Here is a 19,720-nt window from a genome sequence, read left to right as displayed (position 1 = left end):
AATAAGAGGATGGCTCAGCATCGGCGGGCCTCCTGCCGTGGTCCGAGTGCTTAACAGGCTAGCCATAATACCCGTCAACACTGTGACAACAATTCACAAGCGGGTGACGCGAACCAATTAGTGTACAAGTATTGTACATTGGTTCCGGTGCTGTGCACCTCTTGCTTGCCATCAGGCTGTCAACGAGACGTACATCAACAGGATGTCGCAGCCCTGCTAGAATGCGCGTCCCTTCGAGACGCGGCCGGGAGTGAGCATGACCTATGACGCGGTGATCATCGGCGCGGGCGCCGCCGGGATGATGTGCGCACTGACGGCGGGCTATGCCGGGCGGCGGGTGCTGGTGATCGACCATGCCAACCGGGCCGGCCGAAAGATCTTGATGTCCGGTGGCGGCCGCTGCAACTTCACCCACCTGGCCTCCACGCCCGCCAACTTCTTCAGCGCCAATCCGCACTTCTGCATCTCGGCGTTGAAGCGCTACCGCCCGGAGCACTTCGTCGAGCTGGTGGAGCGCCACGGGGTCGACTACGTGGAGAAGGCACCGGGCCAGCTGTTCTGCGCCGACTCCGCCAAGGAGATCGTGCGGGTACTGCTCACCGAGTGCGAGTGGGCTGGGGTGGAGCTGCGCCTCAGGACCGCCGTGGAGGGCATCGAGCGCCACGGCGAGGGCATGCGGCTCAAGACCTCGGCGGGCACCATCGATTGTGGCGCGGTGGTGGTGGCCACCGGCGGGCTCTCCATTCCCACCATGGGCGCCACCGGCTTCGGCTTTGATCTCGCCCGCCAGTTCGGCCTCGCCGTCACCGAGACCCGCCCGGCACTGGTGCCCTTCACCCTGACCTCGCAGTGGAAGGCGCGGGCCGAGGCGCTCGCCGGGGTGTCCTGCGCGGTGGCCGTGCGCACCCTGCGCTGCGGCCAGGCTCGCGGCCACTACCGCGAGCCCCTGCTCTTCACCCATCGTGGCCTGTCGGGACCGGCGATGCTGCAGATCTCCAGCTACTGGGAGCCGGGCGACGAGCTGGCCATCGACCTGCTGCCGGGGGTGGCGGCCTTCGAGGCGTTGTGCGCAGCGCGTCGGGAGACGCCCAGGCGCCAGCTCTCCAGCTGGCTGGCCGAGCGGCTACCCAGGCGCCTGGCCCAGGCGCTGGTGGAGTGGCACGGCGGCGACGGCGTGCTGGCCGAGCGCAGCAATGCCGAGCTGGCCGCCTGGGCGGCCCATCTCGGCGACTGGCGACTCAAGCCCGCCGGCACCGAGGGCTGGCGCACCGCCGAGGTGACGCTGGGCGGTGTGGACACCCGAGCGGTGTCGTCGAAGACCTTCGCGGTGGAGGGGCTGTCCCAGCTGCGTTTCATCGGCGAGGTACTCGACGTCACCGGCGAGCTGGGCGGGCACAACTTCCAGTGGGCCTGGGCCAGCGGGGTGGCCTGTGGCAGTGCCCTCTGAGGGGGCGTCAGGCGCCAGGTTCAGAGGTGCTAGGCCAGGCGCTGGGCGATCTCCTCCCACAGGGCCCGGTAGGCCCGGGCCGCGGGGGTAGCGGGGGCGAAGTGGCGCAGCGGGGCGCGCTCCAGGCCCATGCGCTCCACCACGCTGGCCCCGGGGATGGTGGTGGAGAGGCGTAGCGGCCAGCGCTCCGGCAGCGCGGCGATGGTCTCGCGGTGCAGGGTGCGTCGGCGATCGGCGAGGGTCACGAAGGGCCATACCTGGCAGGGGATGTCGCGCTCGTCGAGGAAGTCGCGCAGCTGCTCCAGGGTGCGCACCGAGAGCACCGTGGGCACGACGGGCACCAGCAGGGCGTCGACGCTGGCGAAGACGCTTTCGGAGAGTGTCGAGAGGCTGGGCGGGCAGTCCAGGATGACCAGGTCATAGACGTCGCGGACGGGCTTGAGAATGCGGCGCAACTGGGTGTCGCGCCGGGCGGCGAGCAGGTGGTCCAGCTCCCGGGAGGCCAGCGCGGCCGGCAGCAGGTCGAGGCGCTCGATCTCGGTGGCACGGATCACCTTGTCGAAGGCGGCATCGCCCTTTACCAGCCGGGCCACGCCGCCGCGCACCTTGGGCTTGGCGCGCAGGTAGAAGGTGGTGGCGGCCTGGGGGTCGAGGTCCCAGAGCAGGACGCGCCAGCCGGCGGCGGCGGCCTCGGCCGCCAGGTTCACCGCCGAGGCGGTCTTGCCGACCCCGCCCTTGATGCTGTAAAGCGCCAGCATGCGCATGGCGACCCTCCCTTCCCCGTTCCTTCCGGCCTGTTTCCGTTATTCGCGCCACTCCGGCCAGGCGGAGAGGCCAATTACATTAGCAGCTTCAGGCGTCCCTTTAGATGACAGTTTTCTGACAGTCGGCCAGCTCGCGCCGTAACGTCTATCCTCGTGGCAGAGACGGCTCGTGTGCCGCAAGGCTTGGATTCCCTGGAGGTGCTACATGACCCTGATCGCCGTTCACCGCGACCCCGGTGCCGACGCGACGTCGCTGCGCGATCGCGTGGTGGACGAGGCTCTGCGTCAGGCCGAGTCGCAAGGCTGGGAGGCGGTGCACCTCACCGAGGTGGCCGCTCGCCTGGAGGTGCCGATGGCCGCGGTGCTGGCGGAGTTCCGCGACATCGATGCGGTGGCCAATGCCTGGTTCCAGCGCGGCCTGGAGGCGCTGCTCGCCGACAAGCCCGACGGCTTCGCTCACTGGCCCGAAGCGCAGCGCCTCGAGCACTGCCTGTTGGCCTGGCTCGACGCCCTGGCGGTTCATCGCCGTATCACGGTGGCGATGCTGCGCACCAAGGCCCATCTGCCGCACCTGCATACCTGGGTGCCGATGGTGTTCGACCTGTCGCGCACCGTGCAGTGGTGGCGCGAGGCGGCCCGCCTGCCGTCGCCCTACGGCACCCGGCGCGCCCAGATCGAGGAGCTGTCCCTGACCGGGCTCTTCCTGGCCACCCTGGCAGTATGGGCCGGCGACGCAAGCGAGGGCCAGGCGCAAACCAGGCGCTTCCTCGAGAAGCGCCTGGCCTGTGGCTCGCGCTGGATGCGCTGGGTACCCGGCGGCCACGCGCATGACAGGGGTCACGAGGTGGCGCGTCAGATATAGCGCCCGCCCGAGGCGATGGCGACGGTGAGCAGACCCAGGATCAGGTTCACGCCGATCAGTCGGCGGATACGAGCGAGCTGGCGTCCGCCCTCGGGCCAGTCGGTGCCATCCACAGCGCGGCACAGTCGACGGTAGGGGACGAACCAGACGTGCAGGTAGATCGCCATCATCGCCAGGCCCAGCAACAGCATCAGGTGGATGTGCCAGCGCGCGCCGGCCATGCCGCCGAACACCGCGAACAGCATCCACAGCCCGGTGACGAGCAGCACCGCCACGGACGCCCACACCCAGGGAAAGAAGCGGGCGAAGACGCCGCGCCACAGGGTCAGGCGTACCGGAGGCTCCAGCAGTCCGGCGGCCACCGGCCTGAGGATCATCCAGGCGAAGAACATGCCGCCTACCCAGAGGAGAGAGGCGAGCACGTGCAGGGTAATGGCGAGAGACATGGGGGATTCCTTTCGTCGATGGGGTCAGCGGGATGGTGGAGTGCCTTTCCCGCACCATAGCGCGGTCCGGCGCTCAGCGTCACCCGCGGCTGGTGGGCGGCGCCGTCTCGCGGCATGATGGTCGGCGACTTGTTGTCGACGCCGGGAAACTCATGAAGAAGATACTGCTCATAGCCTTGTTGGCCCTGGCGGGCGTCTCCCAGTTCGAGGAGATTGGCTCCTGGTTCGGGTCCGGAGAGCCTGCTTCCGTAGAGCAGCGCCTTACCGGTCAAGCCCAGATCGACGAGACCCTGCGGCTGATCGAGCGGAGCGGGCCCTTTCCGCACGCCCAGGACGGCACGACCTTCCAGAATCGCGAGCGGCTGCTGCCTCAACGCCCAAGGGGCTACTACCGTGAGTACACGGTCGAGACCCCGGGGCTGTCCCATCGTGGCGCGCGACGCATCGTCACCGGCGGCGACCCGCCGGAGATCTTCTATTTCACCGATGACCACTACGCCTCCTTCCGGGTGCTGGAGGATCGTCGATGACCTCGCATTCTTCCAGCCAGGCGCTGGCGCGCTTCCTGGCCGACCCCGCCCATGGCGGCGTCTATCGTCTGACGGCCTCAAGGGCCGAGGGCTTCATCGAGGCCGATGGCCTTGATTGGCACTGTCTGTCTGTCCCGCATCGCTGGACCCGCGAGACGCTGCTGGATGCCCTGGCGGTGAGCCTGGCCTTTCCCGACTACTTTGGCCGTAACTGGGACGCGGCCTGGGATTGCCTGACGGAGCTCGGATGGGAGGCGGGCAGGGCGCAGGTGATCTTGTTACCCGCGGCCCCTGCCGACGACACGGCCATGGCCATTTTTCTGGATCTGATGAGGGAAGCCTGTGACCACTGGGCGGTTCGGGGGAAGACCCTGGCGGTCCTGTTGGTCGAAGAGGGATCGGATGCCAGAGCCGAAGCCGAACATATAAGCGCCGACAGCGAAGTACCGGCGTGGCTGACAGCTTTGCCACACTTACCGGAGGTGGGGCTGGGAGAGGGGGATTAGGCGTCAGCGCAGCAGGCGCCGCGCGCGACGCAGCAGCAGGACGCCAGCGGCTATCCGCTTGGCCACCCGCAGCAGGGAGTTCGGGTGGCGGGCGCTCTTCAGCAGCAGCACCCCGCCGATGGCGTAAAGCGGCGCCTTGAAACGCATCAGCGTCTGCCATCCCTCGTCGATGGGGCGGCTCGCCTCCCGCAAGCGGCTCGCTTCCACCAGGATATCGATACGCTGCTGTTCGATCCTGGCTTCAAGCTGGGTCTTGCGTTCGGCACGAGAGGGCTCGAGCGCCTCGTGGCGTGCCGGCAGCCTGGTTCTGGTATCAGCGCTCATGGCGTTCCTCCCGCCGCTCGCGTTCCACCAGATCGCGGTCGGTGGCCAGATGCTTCAGGGTGCTGGCCAGCAGGGTGCGCCGCTTGGCCAGTTGCAGCGCGCGCAGCGCCAGCAGCAGGCCGCCGCCCAGCAGCACCCCGGCGCTGACCGCGATGGCGGTGAGCCGATAGCTGTCCCAGAAGGCGACGATCACCAGGGTAGTCAGCACCCCGATGCCGAGCATCAGCAGAATCAGGCTGAGCCCCACGATCAGCAGCAGGCTCACCAGCCGAACTCGCTCCTCCTCGAGCTCGAGAACGGCGAGACGCAGACGCGTCTCGCCGGTGGCCAGCAGGCTGCCCAGCAGACGCCGGGCGGCAATGAACAGGCGTTGCGCCGGTCCCTGGCTTTCCTGCATCAGCGACGCCCGATCAGCATGCCGACGACCACGCCCAGGGCGGCGCCGACGCCGATGCTGGTCCAGGTATTATCGTGAACGTAGCGATCGACGGCATCGACCTGGTGCTCGACGGAATCGCGGGCCTCGCCATAGAGGCGCTCGCCGCGATCCTCGAGGCGGTCGCGGGTCTCCTTCAGGCGTTTCTCGGCGCGGTTTCGCAGCTCCTTGATGTTGCTTCGGGAGTCATCTGCAGTGGCGCTGACCAGCTCCTCGATGGTCTGGGTGAGGTGGTGCAGGTCTTCCTTGAGCTGCTGGGTGGATTCTTCGGTATGGTGGGCGCGTCTTGCCATCGGGTCTTCCTCTGACGGTGAATGACAGGAACAGCATAGCAGCCGGTGCCGCTCTTGCCACGGCTGTGACCGGTTGGGAGAGGAGGACGTGATTCGAGTCAGGGTCAGCGCGTCATGCTGCCGCCGCTGAACAGCGGATTGAGGCTGAAGCCCAGACTAAGACGGTGGTTACGGTGGTCATAGTCGATCATGCTTTCGCCGTGGCCGTAGTAGTACTGCACGTGGCCGCGGACATTGCTGTTGAACAGCGGCCAGGAGTAGTCGACCTGGGTACCCATGTTGCCCGCGCTGGGGTTGCCCCGCCATAGCAGGCTGAGTTCGTTGTCGCCGAAGCGCCGGGCCACGGTGACGTCCCCATAGCCCATGAAGCGTTCGATGTCGGGGTTGTCGTCCTCGCTCTTGGACTCCGGGATGCGCCAGTGGGGGGCCAGGCTGAAGGCCCAGTCGCCGCGCTGGAAGATGCTCTCCAGATAGATCCGGTTCCAGCTGCGCGAGAGCGGATCGGAGCGACCGTTGGAGGTATGGTTCAGTGCCAGGCGGTTGCGAACGTTGGTCCACCCCAGGGCCCGCCAGGCGTTGTCGAAGTTCATGAAGATTTCCGGCTCATAATTGGTCTCGCGGAAGGGCGAGGAGGAGTCGGTGTTGTAGGCCTGCCACCAGCTGCGCTGGGTAAAGGCGAAGTAGAGATCGCCAGTGTCGCCGAACAGCCCCTCGATCAGATTGACCTTGGCGCTGAACTGGAACTTCACCTCCAGGTCGCTGGGCCCGTTGATGTCGGAGATCTCGCGGAAGGCCTCTCGGTTGGGGCTGGTGGTGTAGCTCGCCGGGAACAGGTAGTTGCGCCGGTAGGTGGTGATGGCATAGGGGTTGCGGCGGGACTCGAGCTCGAGTTGGCGCCGCTCCACGGCCTCCAGGGCCGCAACCTCTTCCACCGGGATCGTTTCTGTCTGGGTGACGTCGTCGTCGGGCAGCGCCTGCAGCTCGCTCTGCAGCGACTCCAGCTCCTCGTTGAGCGCCCGGATGCGGGCCTGCAGGGAGGCGCGGTCCGCGGCGCTCTCCCCGAAGCTTGCCTCTCCGGGTTGTGGAGTCTCTGCCCGCACTACGCCTGCGAGCAGCAGCAGTGCCAGGGCGGCGCCGGCGAGGGTAGCAGGGAGGTTGAGCGAGGTCATGGGGAGATCCGGAAGAGAACGAGATTCAGACCGTCCTTCTACCACGCCCGGCGGTCAAGTCAACACGTGGTACCCTGCCGGAGGTGATTGCCATGCCTGCAGCAGGGTAAGAGAATCGTCACTGATGGATCCCTTCGGCAAGCGAGGTGGGCTGTGGATAAAGGTGTGGGCGCAAGCGCCGCGAAGGGAGGCGCAGCGAGTCGCCGGGGATGGCTTGCACTGGCGCTCCTGGCCCTGCTGCTGCTGACGGCGCTGCAGCCGGCCCGGGCAGAGGTGGAACTGCCGAAGCGCGACGACGTGGAGGCGCGGCTCGCCGCCCTGGCTCCCGAGGAGGGCGAAAGCCCCGGTGCGACACAGCGTCGTGAGATCGAGGCCCTGGAAGGCACGCTGACGGGCCTGGATGAAATGGCCAGGGTCGAGGAGCGCCTGGAGGTTCTGGAGGCGCGGGTGGAGCGAGCGCCCGCCGAGCTGCTGCGCCTTGAGCGGGAGTTGCTGACCGAGGAGGAGGCGGCCCTGGGCATGTCGGCCACCGACCTTGACGACCTGCCTCTCGACGAACTGGAGCAGCGCCAGCAGGAGGCGGTGATCGAGCTGCAGCGGCTGCAGGATCGCCTGGCCGAGGTCAACGCTCAGTTGCTCAACGCCCAGACCCTGCCCGAACGCGCCCAGCAGTCCATCTCCGAGGCCATGCAGGCGGTGGAGCGGGTGCGTCGTGCCCAGGATGAGATCGATAACCGTGAGCTGCCCAGCGATGCCCCCGGGGTCTGGCAGCACCAGGTGGAGCGCCGCCTGGCCGAGCTGACCCTGCTGTTTCATCAGCGTGAGCTGAGCACCAATAATCGCCTGCGCGAGCTCGACCAGCAGCGCCGCGACTTGATGATCCAGCAGATCACCCGCCAGGAGTCGGAACTCTCCCTGCTGCAGAACGTCATCGAGCGCAAGCGGCGCCTGGCCTCGGAGCAGGCCATTGCCGATGCCGCCCGGAACGATCCGCTGCTCGAGGCGGGTCATCCGGTGCTGGAGCGCGCCCAGGAGATCAACCGCGACCTCAGCCTGGAACTGCTGCGCGCCAACGACCGCACCAATGCGCTGGTGCGCGAGAGCCTCACGACGCGCAGCCAGCTCGACAATGTCCGCCAGCTGCAGCGCAGCCTCAACGAGCAGATCGACGCGATCCGTGGCAGCATGCTGCTGTCTCGGATTCTGCGCGAGCAGCGCCGCTCCCTGCCCCAGGTGGCGCCGCGCCGCGATCTCCAGGACGAGATCGCCGATCTGCGACTGCGCCAGTTCGATCTGGTGCGCCAGCGCGATCAGCTGCGCCAGGGTGAGCGCCTGGCTAACCAGCGGCTGGAAGAGGCCGGCGTCGAGGTCAGCGATGCCCTGGTCGATTCCCTGCAGCGCCTCTACCAGTCACGGCGCGAGCTGGTGGACCGCCTGGAGCAGACCTACGGCAGCTTGCTGAGCTCGGCCATCGAGCTGCAGCTCAACCAGCAGCAGCTGCTCGAGACCTCGCGAGAGCTGAGCGCGACCATCGACGAGCAGCTCTTCTGGGTCGCCAATACCCGGCCCCTGGACCTGGCCTGGGTGCGCCAGCTGCCCGCCAACCTCGTGCTGGAGTGGCAGGAGGGCGAGTGGCGGGAGGTGCTGCCGGTTCACTGGCGCCTGCCCACGGCCGGTGCCCTGGTCGGGGTCCCCCTGCTGCTGGCCGCTGTCGTGATGCTGTGGGTGCGCCGGCGCCTGAAGGCCCGTCTGGCGGTTCTGCATGAGCAGATCGGTCGGCTCCGCAGCGATACCCAGTTGCATACGCCTCGGGCGGTGTTGCTCAATGCCCTGCTGGCCCTTCCCGGGCCCCTGGCTCTGGCAGCCGTCGGCAGCGCCCTGCTGGCAGGCGGCGAGGGCATCGCCCACGGCCTGGGCCTGGCCGCCCAGCAGCTCTCGCTGGCCTGGTTGGTGGTCGCCTGGGGTCGCCGGTTGCTGGTGCCCGATGGCGTGGCCACCAAGCACTTCTACTGGCCGGCGGACTATGCCGCAAGGCTGCGCCGGCTGCTCGGCTGGCTGGGTGTCTCGCTGGTGCCGGTGCTGATGATCGCCACCCTGGCGCGGGACACCGACTTTGGCCTCAACCACCGCCCGGTCGCCCTGGGGCTGCTGGTCTCGGGCCTGCTGGCCATGAGCTTGGTGCTGGCGCGGCTGATCCTGGCCCATGCACCCTTCTTCGGCGTGCGGCTGTTCCGGCTGGTGCTGGGGCTCAGCATGGCCGCGGTGCCGCTAGCGCTGCTCGGACTGATCGCGGCGGGCTACGAGTACACGGCGTTGAGCCTGGTGGGACGCTTCGCCATCACCCTCTATCTGCTGGGACTGTGGATTCTGGTCGAGGCCGCGGTCGTGCGAGGCCTGGCGGTGGCGGCACGTCGCCTGGCCTTCAAGCGTGCCCTGGCCCGGCGGCGGGCCCATGCCCAGGAGGGAGCCGACGGGGGGCTGGAGGTGGTGGAGGAGCCACCCCTGGACATGGAGCAGATCAATCAGCAGTCATTGCGCCTCTCCAAGCTGATCCTGCTGATCGGCTTCGTGTTCCTGCTCTACCTGGTCTGGGCCGACCTGCTGACGGTGCTGGGCTACCTGGAGCAGGTGGCGATCTGGGAGACCGACGAGGCCGAGGGCGCCGACCTGGTCGGTGGTACCCTGTCGGTGGCCGATATCTTCACCGCGCTGCTGATCCTCGGGCTGACCCTGATGATGGCGCGCAACCTGCCCGGCCTGCTCGAGGTGATGGTGCTGTCGCGCCTGGAGTTGAAGCAGGGCAGTGCCTACGCCATCACCTCGCTGCTCTCCTATACCATCATCGGTACCGGCCTGGTCGCCTCGCTGGGCACCCTCGGCGTCTCCTGGGACAAGTTGCAGTGGCTGGTGGCCGCGCTTGGCGTGGGCCTGGGCTTCGGCCTGCAGGCGATCTTCGCCAACTTCGTCTCGGGGCTGATCATCCTCTTCGAGCGGCCGGTACGTATCGGTGACACCGTGACGCTGGGCAACCTCACCGGCACGGTGAGCAAGATCCGCATCCGCGCCACCACGGTGACCGACTTCGATCGCAAGGAAATCATCATCCCCAACCAGACCTTCATCACCGACCAGCTGATCAACTGGTCATTGTCGGACACGGTCACGCGAGTGGTGCTGACCTTCGGGGTCGCCTACGGCTCGGACCATCGCCTGGTGCATCGCCTGCTGCGACAGGCTGCCGACGAGAACACTCGGGTGCTGGCCGACCCCGAGCCTCAGGTGTTCTTCATGGATTATGGCGAGAGCACCTTGAACTTCGAGCTGCGCATCTTCGTCAACGCTCTGGGTGATCGACTCTATGCCACCGACGAGGTCAACTGCCGGGTGGGTGAGCTGTTCGCCGAGCACGAGGTCGATATCGCCTTCAACCAGCTCGATGTCTGGCTGCATCGCCCCGGCGGGGCGTCACAGCGGGTCCAGCAGGTGCTCTCCGCCGGCGAGCCTGCGCCGGCCCACCCGCCTCCCGGCGCCCACGGCGACCCGGGGGAGGTCGATCTTGACGGCGGGGGAGACGGCGGTGGCGGGGGAGACGGCGGACGCTGAGTCCCGTCAGGCCGGCGACGGCTCGCGCACGGCGTGGAGCAGAAACTCGCGGTTGCCGTCGCCACCCAGCAGCGGGCTTGGCTGCCAGTGGCGGATCGCCAGGCCCACCCCGGCGCAGCATGCGCGGATCCTTGCTTCCACCTCCTTGTAGCGGGCGGGATCGGTGACCAGCCCGCGGGCGTTGACACCGCCCGGTCCGACCTCGAACTGCGGCTTAACCAGGCTGGCGAGCTCGCCACCCTCGCGCAGCAGGGCGCTGATCTCCGGCAGGATCAGGGTCTGGGAGATGAAGGAGACATCCATCACTGCCAGGTCCGGCCCCGCGGCGCCCTGTGCCTCGAAGGCCGCCCGCAGGCGAGGGTCGGCGCTCATGGCCCGGGCGTTGAGCCCTTCCAGGCAGGTGACCCGGGAATCCTCGCGCAGGCCTGGGTCGAGCTGCTCGTGGCCCACCTCCACGCCGATCACGTGGCGGGCTCCATGGGCCAGGGCACAGTCGGTGAAGCCGCCGGTGGACTGGCCCACGTCGAGGACCAGTCGGCCCGTCAGGTCGAGTCCCAGCGCCTCGATCAGTCCCTCCAGCTTGAGCCCCGCCCGCGATACATAGCGCTCCTCGGGGTCCTCCTGCACCGCCAGCCGGGTATCCGCCGGCAGCTTCTCGCCGGGCTTCGTCAGCACGCGGCCGCCCTCGTCCAGGCTCACCCGCCCGTGGCGGATAAGCCGCTGGGCGCGGGTGCGTGAACGGGCCAGGCCCAGGGTGACGAGAAGCTGGTCGAGACGCGGCATCTTCCCCTAGGGTCCTTCGTCGGCCTGCAGGTCGGTGGGCGGGACTCTGTCTGCCCCCCAGCTGCGGTGGATGTGACCGATCACAAGGTCCAGCTCCGCCTGGGTGACCTGGGCCAGCTCGCCGCGCTCCAGCGGGTCGTAGTGGAAGATGTAGAGTCGTGAGGCGAACTGCTCGAAGGGCAGCGAGGCCTCTCCCGCACGCTCACCGTGGTCGGCGGTGCTGACCTTGATATCGTCACCCCAGTCCTGACCGCTGTCGTTGTTGGGATTGTAGAAATAGACCCGCATCACGTCAGAGGGGTCCAGCGAGACGCGCAGCACGGTGATGGCGTGCCAGCCGATGAAGCGTGCGGCGCTGTCGGTCACGGCAATGCCCGCCGGTTGGGGGTGTATCAGCGGCTGGTTACCGTTGTAATAGGGGTGGTAGCTCGCATAGAAGTGGCGCAGGAAGGTGTCCAGCTCATGGAGTTGGCCCGTGGCCACGTCGACGTTGATACGAAAGCCTCGCCCCGACCACCAGCCATGGAATTCCGGGTTGACCCAGCGGTGGGGGTCGCCTTCTCGGCCGATGCATCGTCGGCCCATCTCGGCATAGATGCGATCCAGGTGGGGCACCACGATCAGCGACACTGGGTCGAGGTCCAGGGGCAGGCTCTGGGCCACGCCGCCGCTGCTCTCCATCGAGGAGATCGGCTGGCCTTCGAAGTGCATGATGATCTCGTCGTCGCGGGCTGCCCAGGCCACCATCTGCAGCATGTAGTCGGGGTCGTTGTAGGCCCACATGGAGAGCGCCCGGGCCGACTGGCAGGTGGGGTTGTTGCCCTGACCGACGCCCAGCGGCTGGCCGAGCATGCACAACACCCCCTCCAGCAGCCGGGCCCTGGGTGAGACCGTCTCACCAAAGGCCAGGTTGAGCCGCGCCTGTGACCATTCGGAGAGCGTCAGGCTCAGCTGGCGCCACATGGCCGGGGCGACCGGCGGCTGGTAGAGGATGCCGCGCTCCAGCAGCAGCGCCAGGCCGAAGACGGCCTGGGGCGTGGTCGGGTGCACGCCGCTGCGGATCAGCGCGGAGACCAGCTCGCGGTAGCAGAGCAGGCAGTCGCGACCGGTGGCCGAGAGCCCGAGCGCCTCGGCCACCAGGTGATCGCTGTGATCCAGCAGGTGACGCAGCAGCACCGGGTGGTAGGACGAGACCAGCCCGGTGTCGTGCATGGCGCGGGCAAATCCGGTGGCTTCTCCCTGGAGGGCGGCGCTATCCATGCTGGAGAGCCGTTCACGATAGATCTCGTGCCCCGGATCCTCGCGGCAGGCCCGGGTAGGTCCGTAGAGCGAGCTGACCAGGCGGTCGGCGCCCTGGCCGCTGATGCCCAGGTCGATCTCCGGATTGGCCTGGCAGATGGCGATCTGGGTGATCATCGCCTTGACCGGCTCCACCTGGATGGGGCGCTGCTGCAGGATCCGCCAGATCTCTTCGATCAGACGGTCGATGATGTGCTCGTAGCCGATGCGCTGGGCCAGATGCTGGAACAGGTGGCGGGGAATCTGGGCCAGGCGGCCCTGGGTCTCGCGCTCTGCCTCGCTGGGTGCGCCGAACAGCAGCCACAGATTGATCGCCATCACCTGGGTCAGGTAGTGGTGCGCCTGCTCGGCGGAGATCTGGTCATGCAGGTACTCCCCCTTGGCCACGGCCAATAGACGCAACTCGCTCAATGCCTCGATCACCACCATGTTGGGGTCGGGGCTCTTGAGCGCATGGGTGGTCAGAGAAGGCACCAGAAACTGGGGAGTCTCCCAGTCTGAGCCTAGGAAGACCCCGGCCTTTTCGAAAGCCTGGGCGCGGGCCTCGATGGCGGCGGCACCGCCCTCCTGAAGCAGCACCCGGCGGGCGGTGTCGAACACCCGAGGCAGCTTGCCGGGCTTGGCAAACTCTCGGGAGTGAGTCAGGAGGCTGATCGCCTCATCCAGTTTCTGGCAGAGGCCAACGAGTTTATCGTTGGCCGCAGGCGTTGCATTCGTGTCTTGCGTCTGTCGGTGCGTGGTCACGCCGACTCCTTGTCGTCAGGCTGTCACCTTTCCATGACGCCTGTATCAGACATAGAAATCAAGCTCTTCCATATGCTTGAGCAGTTCCTTCATGCGTGCCGCCTCATCGCCCTTGAAGTAGACCAGGCCCCAATGGGTACCGAAGGCGGTGCGCTTGGTCACGGTTTCTTCCATCGGTGGCGTCAGCTCGTGGGACTCGAAGTAGGGGTCGTCCTCGACCTCCTCGGGAATCTCCAGCTTGCTGACCACGCGGCGGCGCGGATAGACCCCGAAGCAGCCGGCATAGCCGTCGGCGTCCACCACCTCCTTCGGGAAGAAGGCGGCGACCTCCTCCGGGGTAGTCCTGGGATCGAACACCAGCATGGAGGCCTGGTAGGCGTTGAAACCGTAGACCCGCTCGAGCAGCTCGAACACCTTGAAGCCCGGCGGCCGGTAGGCGACTTCGCCGAAGTACATCTCGCCGTCGCTGGTGACGAAGTACTCGGGGTGAATCAGGCCGAACTCGATGTCGAAGGCCTTGATCAGCTTCTCGATCTGGGCGGTGATCTGGGGGCGATAGTGCTCAAGTTCCGGGGAGGCGGGCACGAATACCGAGTAGCCTAGAGTCACGTACTCGGAGATGTTGAGGAAGGCGATCTTGCCGTTGTGGATCCACGCCTCCACGGCGAACTCCCAGCCGTCCAGGTGCGACTCCATCAGCACCGGGAACTCCTCGTCGGGAATGGTATCGACCTCGTCCGGGGTGCGGATCACCCGGTGGCCCAGGCAGCCGGCCTTGTCGAAGGCCTTGAGGTGGATCGGGTCGTTGGGGTCGCCGTCGAGCTTGAGCAGGGTCTGGTTGACCCGCTTGAGGAAGCGCACGACATCCTCCTTGTCATGGGCCTCCTCGAAGATGCCCACGCGGATGCCGCCCAGCTGGGCGCGTCGCTTCATCAATGCCTTGTCACGCAGCAGCAGCGACTGGCCGTAGAGGCGCGGGTTGTCGAGCAGCACCGAGTTGATGGCGCCGGCCCACTCCACGGTCTCCTCGAACAGCGGGATGGCGACGTCGACCTTCATCTCCTGGAGGGTGTGGGCGATCTCCAGGGAGCGGTCGTTCAAGCGTTCGAAGTTCCAGGGCACATAGGGAATGTCGTGCTTCTGGCAGTACTCTTCCGCCCAGTCCGGGGCGACCACCACGTAGCGTCGGTCGAAGTTTTCGGCAGCTTCGATGGCGTTCAGGCTCCAGCCAAGCAGAGCAATGTAGCCCTTGTTCGGATCCTTATTCATGGGTGCCTCCAGATGGGGGAGTGGACAGGTTCCCAGGCCGACCTCGGGTCAAGCCTTGGGGGGGGAAGTTTTTTTCCACGATACAGCAACGATCGGTCGGGTTCACCCTGGCCCGTGGGTGAAAACGGCCCTTGCCGGCCGGTCCCCGCGTTGTTATAGTGCGTCCGCACTCGGCAAGGCGTTGATTACCAACGCTCCAGTCCCCGAGCCCTTGACGTTGACGTTAAAGACGTCCTGCAATGGTGGCCCCGTCGGTCCTCCCGCAATGCTAAGCCGCAAACCCCGCCAGGCCCGGAAGGGAGCAACGGTAGTGGTGGACGCGTGTGCCGGGATGTGGCTGTCGGGGCCGCCTCCATTTCGGGCCTCGTCTTTTCCGATTTTTCCTCTTCCTGCGTGCCTGCCTCTCGTCCACCGAGCCGTCGATCGACGCCTCTTCCGGTGCGACTCTTACCTGCCCCCCTCCCAGTGCTTCTGCATCTCGATGAAGGTCAGCGAGGCCGACCAGGTGATCAGCATGAAGCCGGTGAGCGCCTCGGTGCCCATGAGAAAGCGGATATGACCCCGCGGCACCAGGTCGCCGTAGCCGAGGGTGGTATAGGTCACGGCCGAGAGATAGACATGGTCGAGGAAGGTGAGCGACTCGAAGCCGGCGAGGCTGCCCGCCAGGGGATGGTCGAGCAGTAGCCAGGCGGCCAGGCCGAACAGCCAGATCTCGGCGATATGCGCGCCCAGCAGGCCGAAGATCAGCATCAGGAAGCGCCGCCGCTGGGTGCCGGAGTTCTTATCCATCAGCCGGCTCAGCGTGATGGCCACCTCGTAGTGCAGCAGCACGCAGGCCACCACCACGGCGAAGGTGGTGCCCGCCACCAGCAGGTGGCCCGTATCGACCCATTCGTCTGTCACGGCTGGCATTCCCTTCACTAGCCCATGCATTGAGGTTATCGCAGTCAAGGGTATTCGGCAGCGGAGTCTTTCGTGGGTGGAGGGGATCGGCGTCAACGTCGCCAATGTGCTGAGCGGGTTCGAGCGCTGTTAATCGCGTTCGCCGATGGGGCGCTGGCTGCGCTGGCGCTGCTGAACCTGCATCGCGTCCATGCGTGACTTGAGGGCGGCCTGGGTGGCCTGCAACGCCTCGGCGCGGATCTCGGCCTTGGAGGCCCGCTGAGCTGCCTCCTGGGCCTGCTTCTGGGCCTCGTTGCGGGCTCGTTCCATGGCATCCACGCGCTGCTTCTGTTCGCTGCGCATCTCGGCGATCTCCTGACGCTGACGGGCGCGATCGGCCTGCAACTCCTTGTGCAGTTCGGCATGCTGCTCGGTCTTCTCGCGTACTTGAGCCAGGGCACTGTCGCGCTGGGCCTCGGCCACGGCCTGGCTGCGCTCCGCCTTGATGCGTTCGGCATCGGCGTCCCGCGCCTGGCGCTCGGCGGCCAGCCGGGCCTGCACGGCCTCCTCAAGCTGCTCGCGCAGCATATCCACCTGCTGGCGGGTCTGCAGCAGCGCCTCGCGATGGGTGCGCGCCTCGCGCTGTTCGATCTCAAGGCTCTCGCGCAGTTCGTTGAGACTCGCCTGCAGCTCATCGCGACGCGCGAGGGCCTGCTCGGCAGCGCTCTCCGCGGCGGCCAGTCGAGTCTCTCGCTCGGCGAGGCGCTGTTCCATCGCTTCGCCCAGCTCGGCCAGGCTGGCGGCGTCGCTGCGGGCCTCATCGGCGAGCTGCTCCCCGCGTGACAGGGCGGCGCTGGCGTGTCGCTCGAGCTCCTCCTCCAGCGCGGCGATGAGGGCCTCCGGCAGCCGGGGAGCGGGGGGCGACGACGCAGGGCGCGCGGCGCGCCAGGCGCTCAGGTGGCGCTGGATACGGTTGGGCGAGCCGGCGCCCAGGTGCTCGCAGACCCGTGCCAGGGTGGGCTCTGCCCCGCGCCCCTCGAGGTTCTCGGCGGCGGCGGCGACCTGTTCATAGGAAATCCCCGCCGTGGGCGGTGCGGAAGGCTGTCGGCTCATGGTCTCATCCCTGTTCGAGGCGCGCTGGGCTGTCATTCGGGCCGAGACTACCACAGCCGGAGGTCGGCGCAGAGGCCGGAGCCCGCTTCTCGGGACCTGCGGCCCGGGTTGCTTTCCGCGGCCGGCCCCAGTCGCTAGAATGAATGATCCCATCGGGCCTCGGGCGCCGATCAATATACCGGGCGCCGGCATCTCGCCGACTTCCGACCACCGCAAGGATTCCGCGCTGCATGAGCTATCAGGTTCTGGCCCGCAAGTGGCGGCCGCGTACCTTCCACGAACTGGTGGGCCAGGAGCACGTCCAGCGTGCGCTGGTCAACGCCCTGGACCAGGGCCGACTGCACCATGCCTACCTGTTCACCGGTACCCGCGGGGTCGGCAAGACCACTCTGGCGCGGATCCTTGCCAAGTGCCTCAACTGCACGGCCGGCGGTCATGGCGACGAGGGCATCACCTCGACCCCCTGCGGTGAGTGTTCCAGCTGCCTGGCCATCGACGAGGGGCGCTTCGTCGACCTGATCGAGGTGGACGCCGCCTCACGCACCAAGGTGGAGGACACCCGCGAGTTGCTCGACAACGTGCAGTACGCGCCGACCCAGGGGCGCTACAAGGTGTACCTCATCGACGAGGTGCACATGCTCTCCACCAGCAGCTTCAATGCGCTGCTCAAGACCCTGGAAGAGCCGCCGCCCCACGTGAAGTTCCTGCTGGCCACCACCGACCCGCAGAAGCTGCCCGCCACGGTGCTCTCGCGCTGCCTGCAGTTCACCCTCAAGCACATGCCCCCCGAGCGCATCGTCGGCCACCTGGCCAAGGTGCTCGAGGCCGAGTCGGTGCCCTTCGAGGAGAGCGCCCTGTGGCTGCTGGGCCGCGCCGCCGAAGGCTCCATGCGCGATGCCATGAGCCTCACCGACCAGGCCATCGCCTTCGGGCAGGGGCGGGTCGAGCATGCCGACGTGGCGGCCATGCTCGGTACCCTGGACCAGCGCCACGTGCTGGCGCTGGTCGAGGCCCTGGCCGAGGTGGACGCCGCCCGCCTGCTGGCCGAGGTCGCGGCGCTGGCCGAGCGCGCCCCGGACTTCGCCGCCGTGCTCGATGAGCTCACCGCGGTGCTGCACCGCCTGGCCATCGGCCAGATGGTGCCCGACGCCCTGGACAACGGCCACGGCGACCGCGAGGCGCTGCTCGCCCTCGCCGCACGCTTCACCGCCGAGGACGTGCAGCTCTACTACCAGATCGGCATTCAGGGGCGCGGCGACATGGAGCATGCGCCTGACCTGCGCACTGCCCTGGAGATGACCCTGTTGCGCATGCTGGCCTTCCGCCCCCAGGGCGTGCCGAAGCCAGCCAGCACGGCGCTGCCGCTGCGCGGCCCGGGACCGAGTGTGCAGGCGTCCAGTGCCCCGCAGGCCGCCCCAGGCGCTTCCTCGGCGCCTCCCGTGCCGGCTCCTTCGCCGTCCGCGGCGAGGGAGGCTGCGCCCGCGCCCATGCCAGAGCCGGAGCCGGCCGCCGCGGCGGCCGAACCCGAGGCGCAGGCGGCGCAGGCGGAGGCGCCCCCGCCCTGGGAGGCGTTGCCCGAATCGCCCTCGGAGCCTGCCCCCGAGCCCCATCACGAGGCGGCTCTGGAGCCCCGGGAGCATACCGAGCCTCGCCCCCCCGAAATTGCGCCCGCACCCAAGCCTGAGCCTGAACCAGAAAAGATGGCGGTGGCCTCGGACGAGCAGCAGCAGGCCGCGTCCCCCGCCCCGGTCGAGGCGCCTTCCGCCGTCCCGCTCCCTGGCAGGGAGGGACTCTTCGGTCACGCCGAGTGGCTGGCCTGCTTCGAGTCCCTGGGCCTGGGCGGCCTGACCCGCAACCTGGCGGCCAACTGCGTGGTGGAGCAGGACGACGGCGAGGTGCTGCGGATGCGCCTGGACCCGTCGCTGGCCGCGATGCAGGCCGATATCCACCTGGAGCGCATGCGCGATGCCCTGGCGAACCATGGCATCGTGCGGCGGCTGGCGGTGGAGGAGGGGACCCTGCCCGAGGGCGTCGAGACCCCGCGCCAGCAGGCCGAACGGCTGGCGGCCCAGCGCCACGCCGAGGCGGTTGCCGCCCTGCAGCGCGACCCCAATATCCAGAAGCTGCAGCAGGCCTTCGGCGCGCGCCTGGTGGAGTCCACGGTCAAGCCCGTCGATGCCGGGGCACCTTCCTGACAGGCGCGTTCCTGAACGGCGGGGCCGCCGCGATATCATAGTCAGACGCACCAGACGCATGCCGATTCACGGACCGATACATCGATAGATAAACAGACCGATAGAGAGGAATGACCATGTTCAAGGGTGGAATGGGCAACATCATGAAGCAGGCCCAGGAAATGCAGGAGAAGATGCAGCGCGTCCAGGAGGAGGTCGCTCGGGCCGAAGTGCAGGGCGAGGCGGGCGCGGGCATGGTCAAGATCACCATGAACGGACGCCACGACGTCAGCAAGGTCGACATCGACCCCAGCGTCATGGAGGAGGACAAGGAGCTGCTCGAGGATCTGCTGGCCGCCGCGGTGAACGACGCGGTGCGCAAGGTGGAGGCCAACTCCAAGGCCAGGATGGAGGAGGTCACCGCCGGGATGAACTTGCCGCCGGGCTTCAAGATGCCGTTCTGATGAGCTTCTCCCCCCTCGTCGAGAAACTGATGGAGTCGCTGCGGGTGTTGCCCGGCGTCGGGCCCAAGACCGCCCAGCGCATGGCCATGCACCTGCTCGAGCGCGACCGCGACGGCGGCCGTCGCCTGGCCGCGGTGCTCGATGAGGCCATTGAGCGGGTCGGCTACTGCCGGCGCTGTCGCACCCTCACCGAGGAGGAAGTGTGCGGGCTGTGCGAGAGCGCGAGGCGTGACGACGCCCTGCTCTGCGTGGTGGAATCCCCCGCCGACCAGCTCGCCATCGAGGAGGCCGGCGGCTACCGCGGGCGCTACTTCGTGCTGCACGGCCACCTCTCGCCGCTGGACGGCATTGGCCCCGAGGATATCGGCCTCGACCAGCTCGAGTCGCGGGTGGCCGAGGGCGGTATCGAAGAGATGATCCTCGCCACCAACCCCACCGTGGAGGGCGAGGCCACCGCTCACTACATCGCCGCCCAGTTCGCGTCCCGGGGGGTGCGCCTGTCGCGCCTCGCCTATGGTGTGCCCATGGGGGGCGAGCTCGAATACGTGGATGGCGGTACCCTGAGCCGCGCCTTCAACGGTCGCCTGCCGTTCCGGGGCGACTGACCCACTG

General features: G+C 67.7%; 19 protein-coding genes and 1 other RNA gene. 9 read left to right on the top strand and 11 right to left on the bottom strand.

The window, feature by feature from the left end; translation table 11 throughout:
- Positions 1-256 precede the first annotated feature (256 nt).
- Positions 257-1,447 (top strand): NAD(P)/FAD-dependent oxidoreductase, encoded by a 1,191-nt coding sequence (locus IBX53_RS03600; protein WP_290905464.1) that lies wholly within the window; start codon positions 257-259, stop codon positions 1,445-1,447.
- A 29-nt stretch (positions 1,448-1,476) separates the two neighbouring features.
- On the opposite strand, the gene IBX53_RS03595 is transcribed toward IBX53_RS03600, so the two are convergent.
- Positions 1,477-2,211, bottom strand: coding sequence for a ParA family protein (locus tag IBX53_RS03595; RefSeq protein ID WP_290905461.1), 735 nt, complete (start codon positions 2,209-2,211; stop codon positions 1,477-1,479).
- 205 nt (positions 2,212-2,416) lie between these two features.
- Between IBX53_RS03595 and IBX53_RS03590 the strand changes: the two genes are divergently transcribed.
- Complete coding sequence (locus IBX53_RS03590; RefSeq protein ID WP_290905459.1) at positions 2,417-3,073, top strand: hypothetical protein; 657 nt, start codon at positions 2,417-2,419, stop codon at positions 3,071-3,073.
- Here the strand turns inward: IBX53_RS03590 and IBX53_RS03585 are convergent.
- Positions 3,064-3,519, bottom strand: a complete 456-nt coding sequence (locus IBX53_RS03585; protein WP_290905456.1) for a CopD family protein — start codon at positions 3,517-3,519, stop codon at positions 3,064-3,066. The two genes, IBX53_RS03590 and IBX53_RS03585, sit on opposite strands and share 10 nt — an antisense overlap.
- Before the next feature lie 152 nt (positions 3,520-3,671).
- Between IBX53_RS03585 and IBX53_RS03580 the strand changes: the two genes are divergently transcribed.
- Together IBX53_RS03580 and IBX53_RS03575 are read left to right on the top strand one after the other, a co-directional pair.
- A complete protein-coding gene (locus IBX53_RS03580; RefSeq protein WP_290905454.1) occupies positions 3,672-4,049 on the top strand; it encodes a ribonuclease domain-containing protein in 378 nt (125 codons plus the stop codon).
- Complete coding sequence (locus IBX53_RS03575) at positions 4,046-4,555, top strand: barstar family protein (RefSeq protein WP_290905451.1); 510 nt, start codon at positions 4,046-4,048, stop codon at positions 4,553-4,555. Before IBX53_RS03580 ends, IBX53_RS03575 begins: the two co-directional genes overlap by 4 nt.
- A gap of 3 nt (positions 4,556-4,558) precedes the next feature.
- On the opposite strand, the gene IBX53_RS03570 is transcribed toward IBX53_RS03575, so the two are convergent.
- The 4 genes from IBX53_RS03570 to IBX53_RS03555 form a co-directional block, all read right to left on the bottom strand.
- Positions 4,559-4,879, bottom strand: coding sequence for a YqjK-like family protein (locus IBX53_RS03570; RefSeq protein WP_290905449.1), 321 nt, complete (start codon positions 4,877-4,879; stop codon positions 4,559-4,561).
- Entirely contained in the window at positions 4,869-5,276 is a 408-nt protein-coding gene (locus IBX53_RS03565) for a phage holin family protein (RefSeq protein ID WP_290905446.1), read from the bottom strand. Before IBX53_RS03565 ends, IBX53_RS03570 begins: the two co-directional genes overlap by 11 nt.
- Positions 5,276-5,608 (bottom strand): YqjD family protein, encoded by a 333-nt coding sequence (locus tag IBX53_RS03560; protein ID WP_290905444.1) that lies wholly within the window; start codon positions 5,606-5,608, stop codon positions 5,276-5,278. Before IBX53_RS03560 ends, IBX53_RS03565 begins: the two co-directional genes overlap by 1 nt.
- A gap of 104 nt (positions 5,609-5,712) precedes the next feature.
- Entirely contained in the window at positions 5,713-6,777 is a 1,065-nt protein-coding gene (locus IBX53_RS03555; protein ID WP_290905441.1) for a phospholipase A, read from the bottom strand.
- Between the two features lie 219 nt (positions 6,778-6,996).
- On the opposite strand from IBX53_RS03555, the gene mscK reads away from it, so the two are divergent.
- The gene (gene mscK / locus IBX53_RS03550; RefSeq protein WP_290905469.1) at positions 6,997-10,380 is read left to right on the top strand and encodes a mechanosensitive channel MscK; all 3,384 of its coding nucleotides are present in this window, start codon (positions 6,997-6,999) and stop codon (positions 10,378-10,380) included.
- Between the two features lie 6 nt (positions 10,381-10,386).
- Here the strand turns inward: mscK and IBX53_RS03545 are convergent, their stop codons facing one another.
- The 3 genes from IBX53_RS03545 to IBX53_RS03535 are packed head-to-tail and all read right to left on the bottom strand — an operon-like array spanning position 10,387 to position 14,475.
- Positions 10,387-11,163: a TlyA family RNA methyltransferase gene (locus IBX53_RS03545; protein ID WP_290905437.1), complete on the bottom strand. Its 777-nt coding sequence runs from the start codon at positions 11,161-11,163 to the stop codon at positions 10,387-10,389.
- A 6-nt stretch (positions 11,164-11,169) separates the two neighbouring features.
- The gene (locus IBX53_RS03540) at positions 11,170-13,206 is read right to left on the bottom strand and encodes a hypothetical protein (RefSeq protein WP_290905434.1); all 2,037 of its coding nucleotides are present in this window, start codon (positions 13,204-13,206) and stop codon (positions 11,170-11,172) included.
- Between the two features lie 45 nt (positions 13,207-13,251).
- The gene (locus IBX53_RS03535) at positions 13,252-14,475 is read right to left on the bottom strand and encodes a carboxylate--amine ligase (RefSeq protein WP_290905431.1); all 1,224 of its coding nucleotides are present in this window, start codon (positions 14,473-14,475) and stop codon (positions 13,252-13,254) included.
- Between the two features lie 249 nt (positions 14,476-14,724).
- Between IBX53_RS03535 and ffs the strand changes: the two genes are divergently transcribed.
- Positions 14,725-14,821, top strand: an RNA gene (ffs, locus tag IBX53_RS03530) — signal recognition particle sRNA small type.
- A gap of 101 nt (positions 14,822-14,922) precedes the next feature.
- Here the strand turns inward: ffs and IBX53_RS03525 are convergent.
- Together IBX53_RS03525 and IBX53_RS03520 are read right to left on the bottom strand one after the other, a co-directional pair.
- Entirely contained in the window at positions 14,923-15,378 is a 456-nt protein-coding gene (locus IBX53_RS03525; protein ID WP_290905428.1) for a potassium channel family protein, read from the bottom strand.
- A 129-nt stretch (positions 15,379-15,507) separates the two neighbouring features.
- A complete protein-coding gene (locus IBX53_RS03520; RefSeq protein WP_290905426.1) occupies positions 15,508-16,470 on the bottom strand; it encodes a DNA-binding protein in 963 nt (320 codons plus the stop codon).
- 230 nt (positions 16,471-16,700) lie between these two features.
- On the opposite strand from IBX53_RS03520, the gene dnaX reads away from it, so the two are divergent.
- The 3 genes from dnaX to recR all read left to right on the top strand — a co-directional run bounded on the left by dnaX (position 16,701) and on the right by recR (position 19,713).
- Positions 16,701-18,665, top strand: coding sequence for a DNA polymerase III subunit gamma/tau (gene dnaX, locus IBX53_RS03515; protein ID WP_290905424.1), 1,965 nt, complete (start codon positions 16,701-16,703; stop codon positions 18,663-18,665).
- Positions 18,666-18,781: 116 nt separating this feature from the next.
- Positions 18,782-19,108, top strand: coding sequence for a YbaB/EbfC family nucleoid-associated protein (locus IBX53_RS03510; RefSeq protein WP_290905421.1), 327 nt, complete (start codon positions 18,782-18,784; stop codon positions 19,106-19,108).
- Positions 19,108-19,713, top strand: coding sequence for a recombination mediator RecR (gene recR, locus IBX53_RS03505; protein WP_290905419.1), 606 nt, complete (start codon positions 19,108-19,110; stop codon positions 19,711-19,713). The genes IBX53_RS03510 and recR overlap by 1 nt, the downstream gene beginning before the upstream one ends.
- Positions 19,714-19,720: the final 7 nt, after the last annotated feature.

It is taken from the genome of Halomonas sp. (assembly GCF_014859505.1).
Lineage (GTDB): Bacteria > Pseudomonadota > Gammaproteobacteria > Pseudomonadales > Halomonadaceae > Halomonas.
This window is presented reverse-complemented; position numbering and strand designations above follow the sequence as displayed.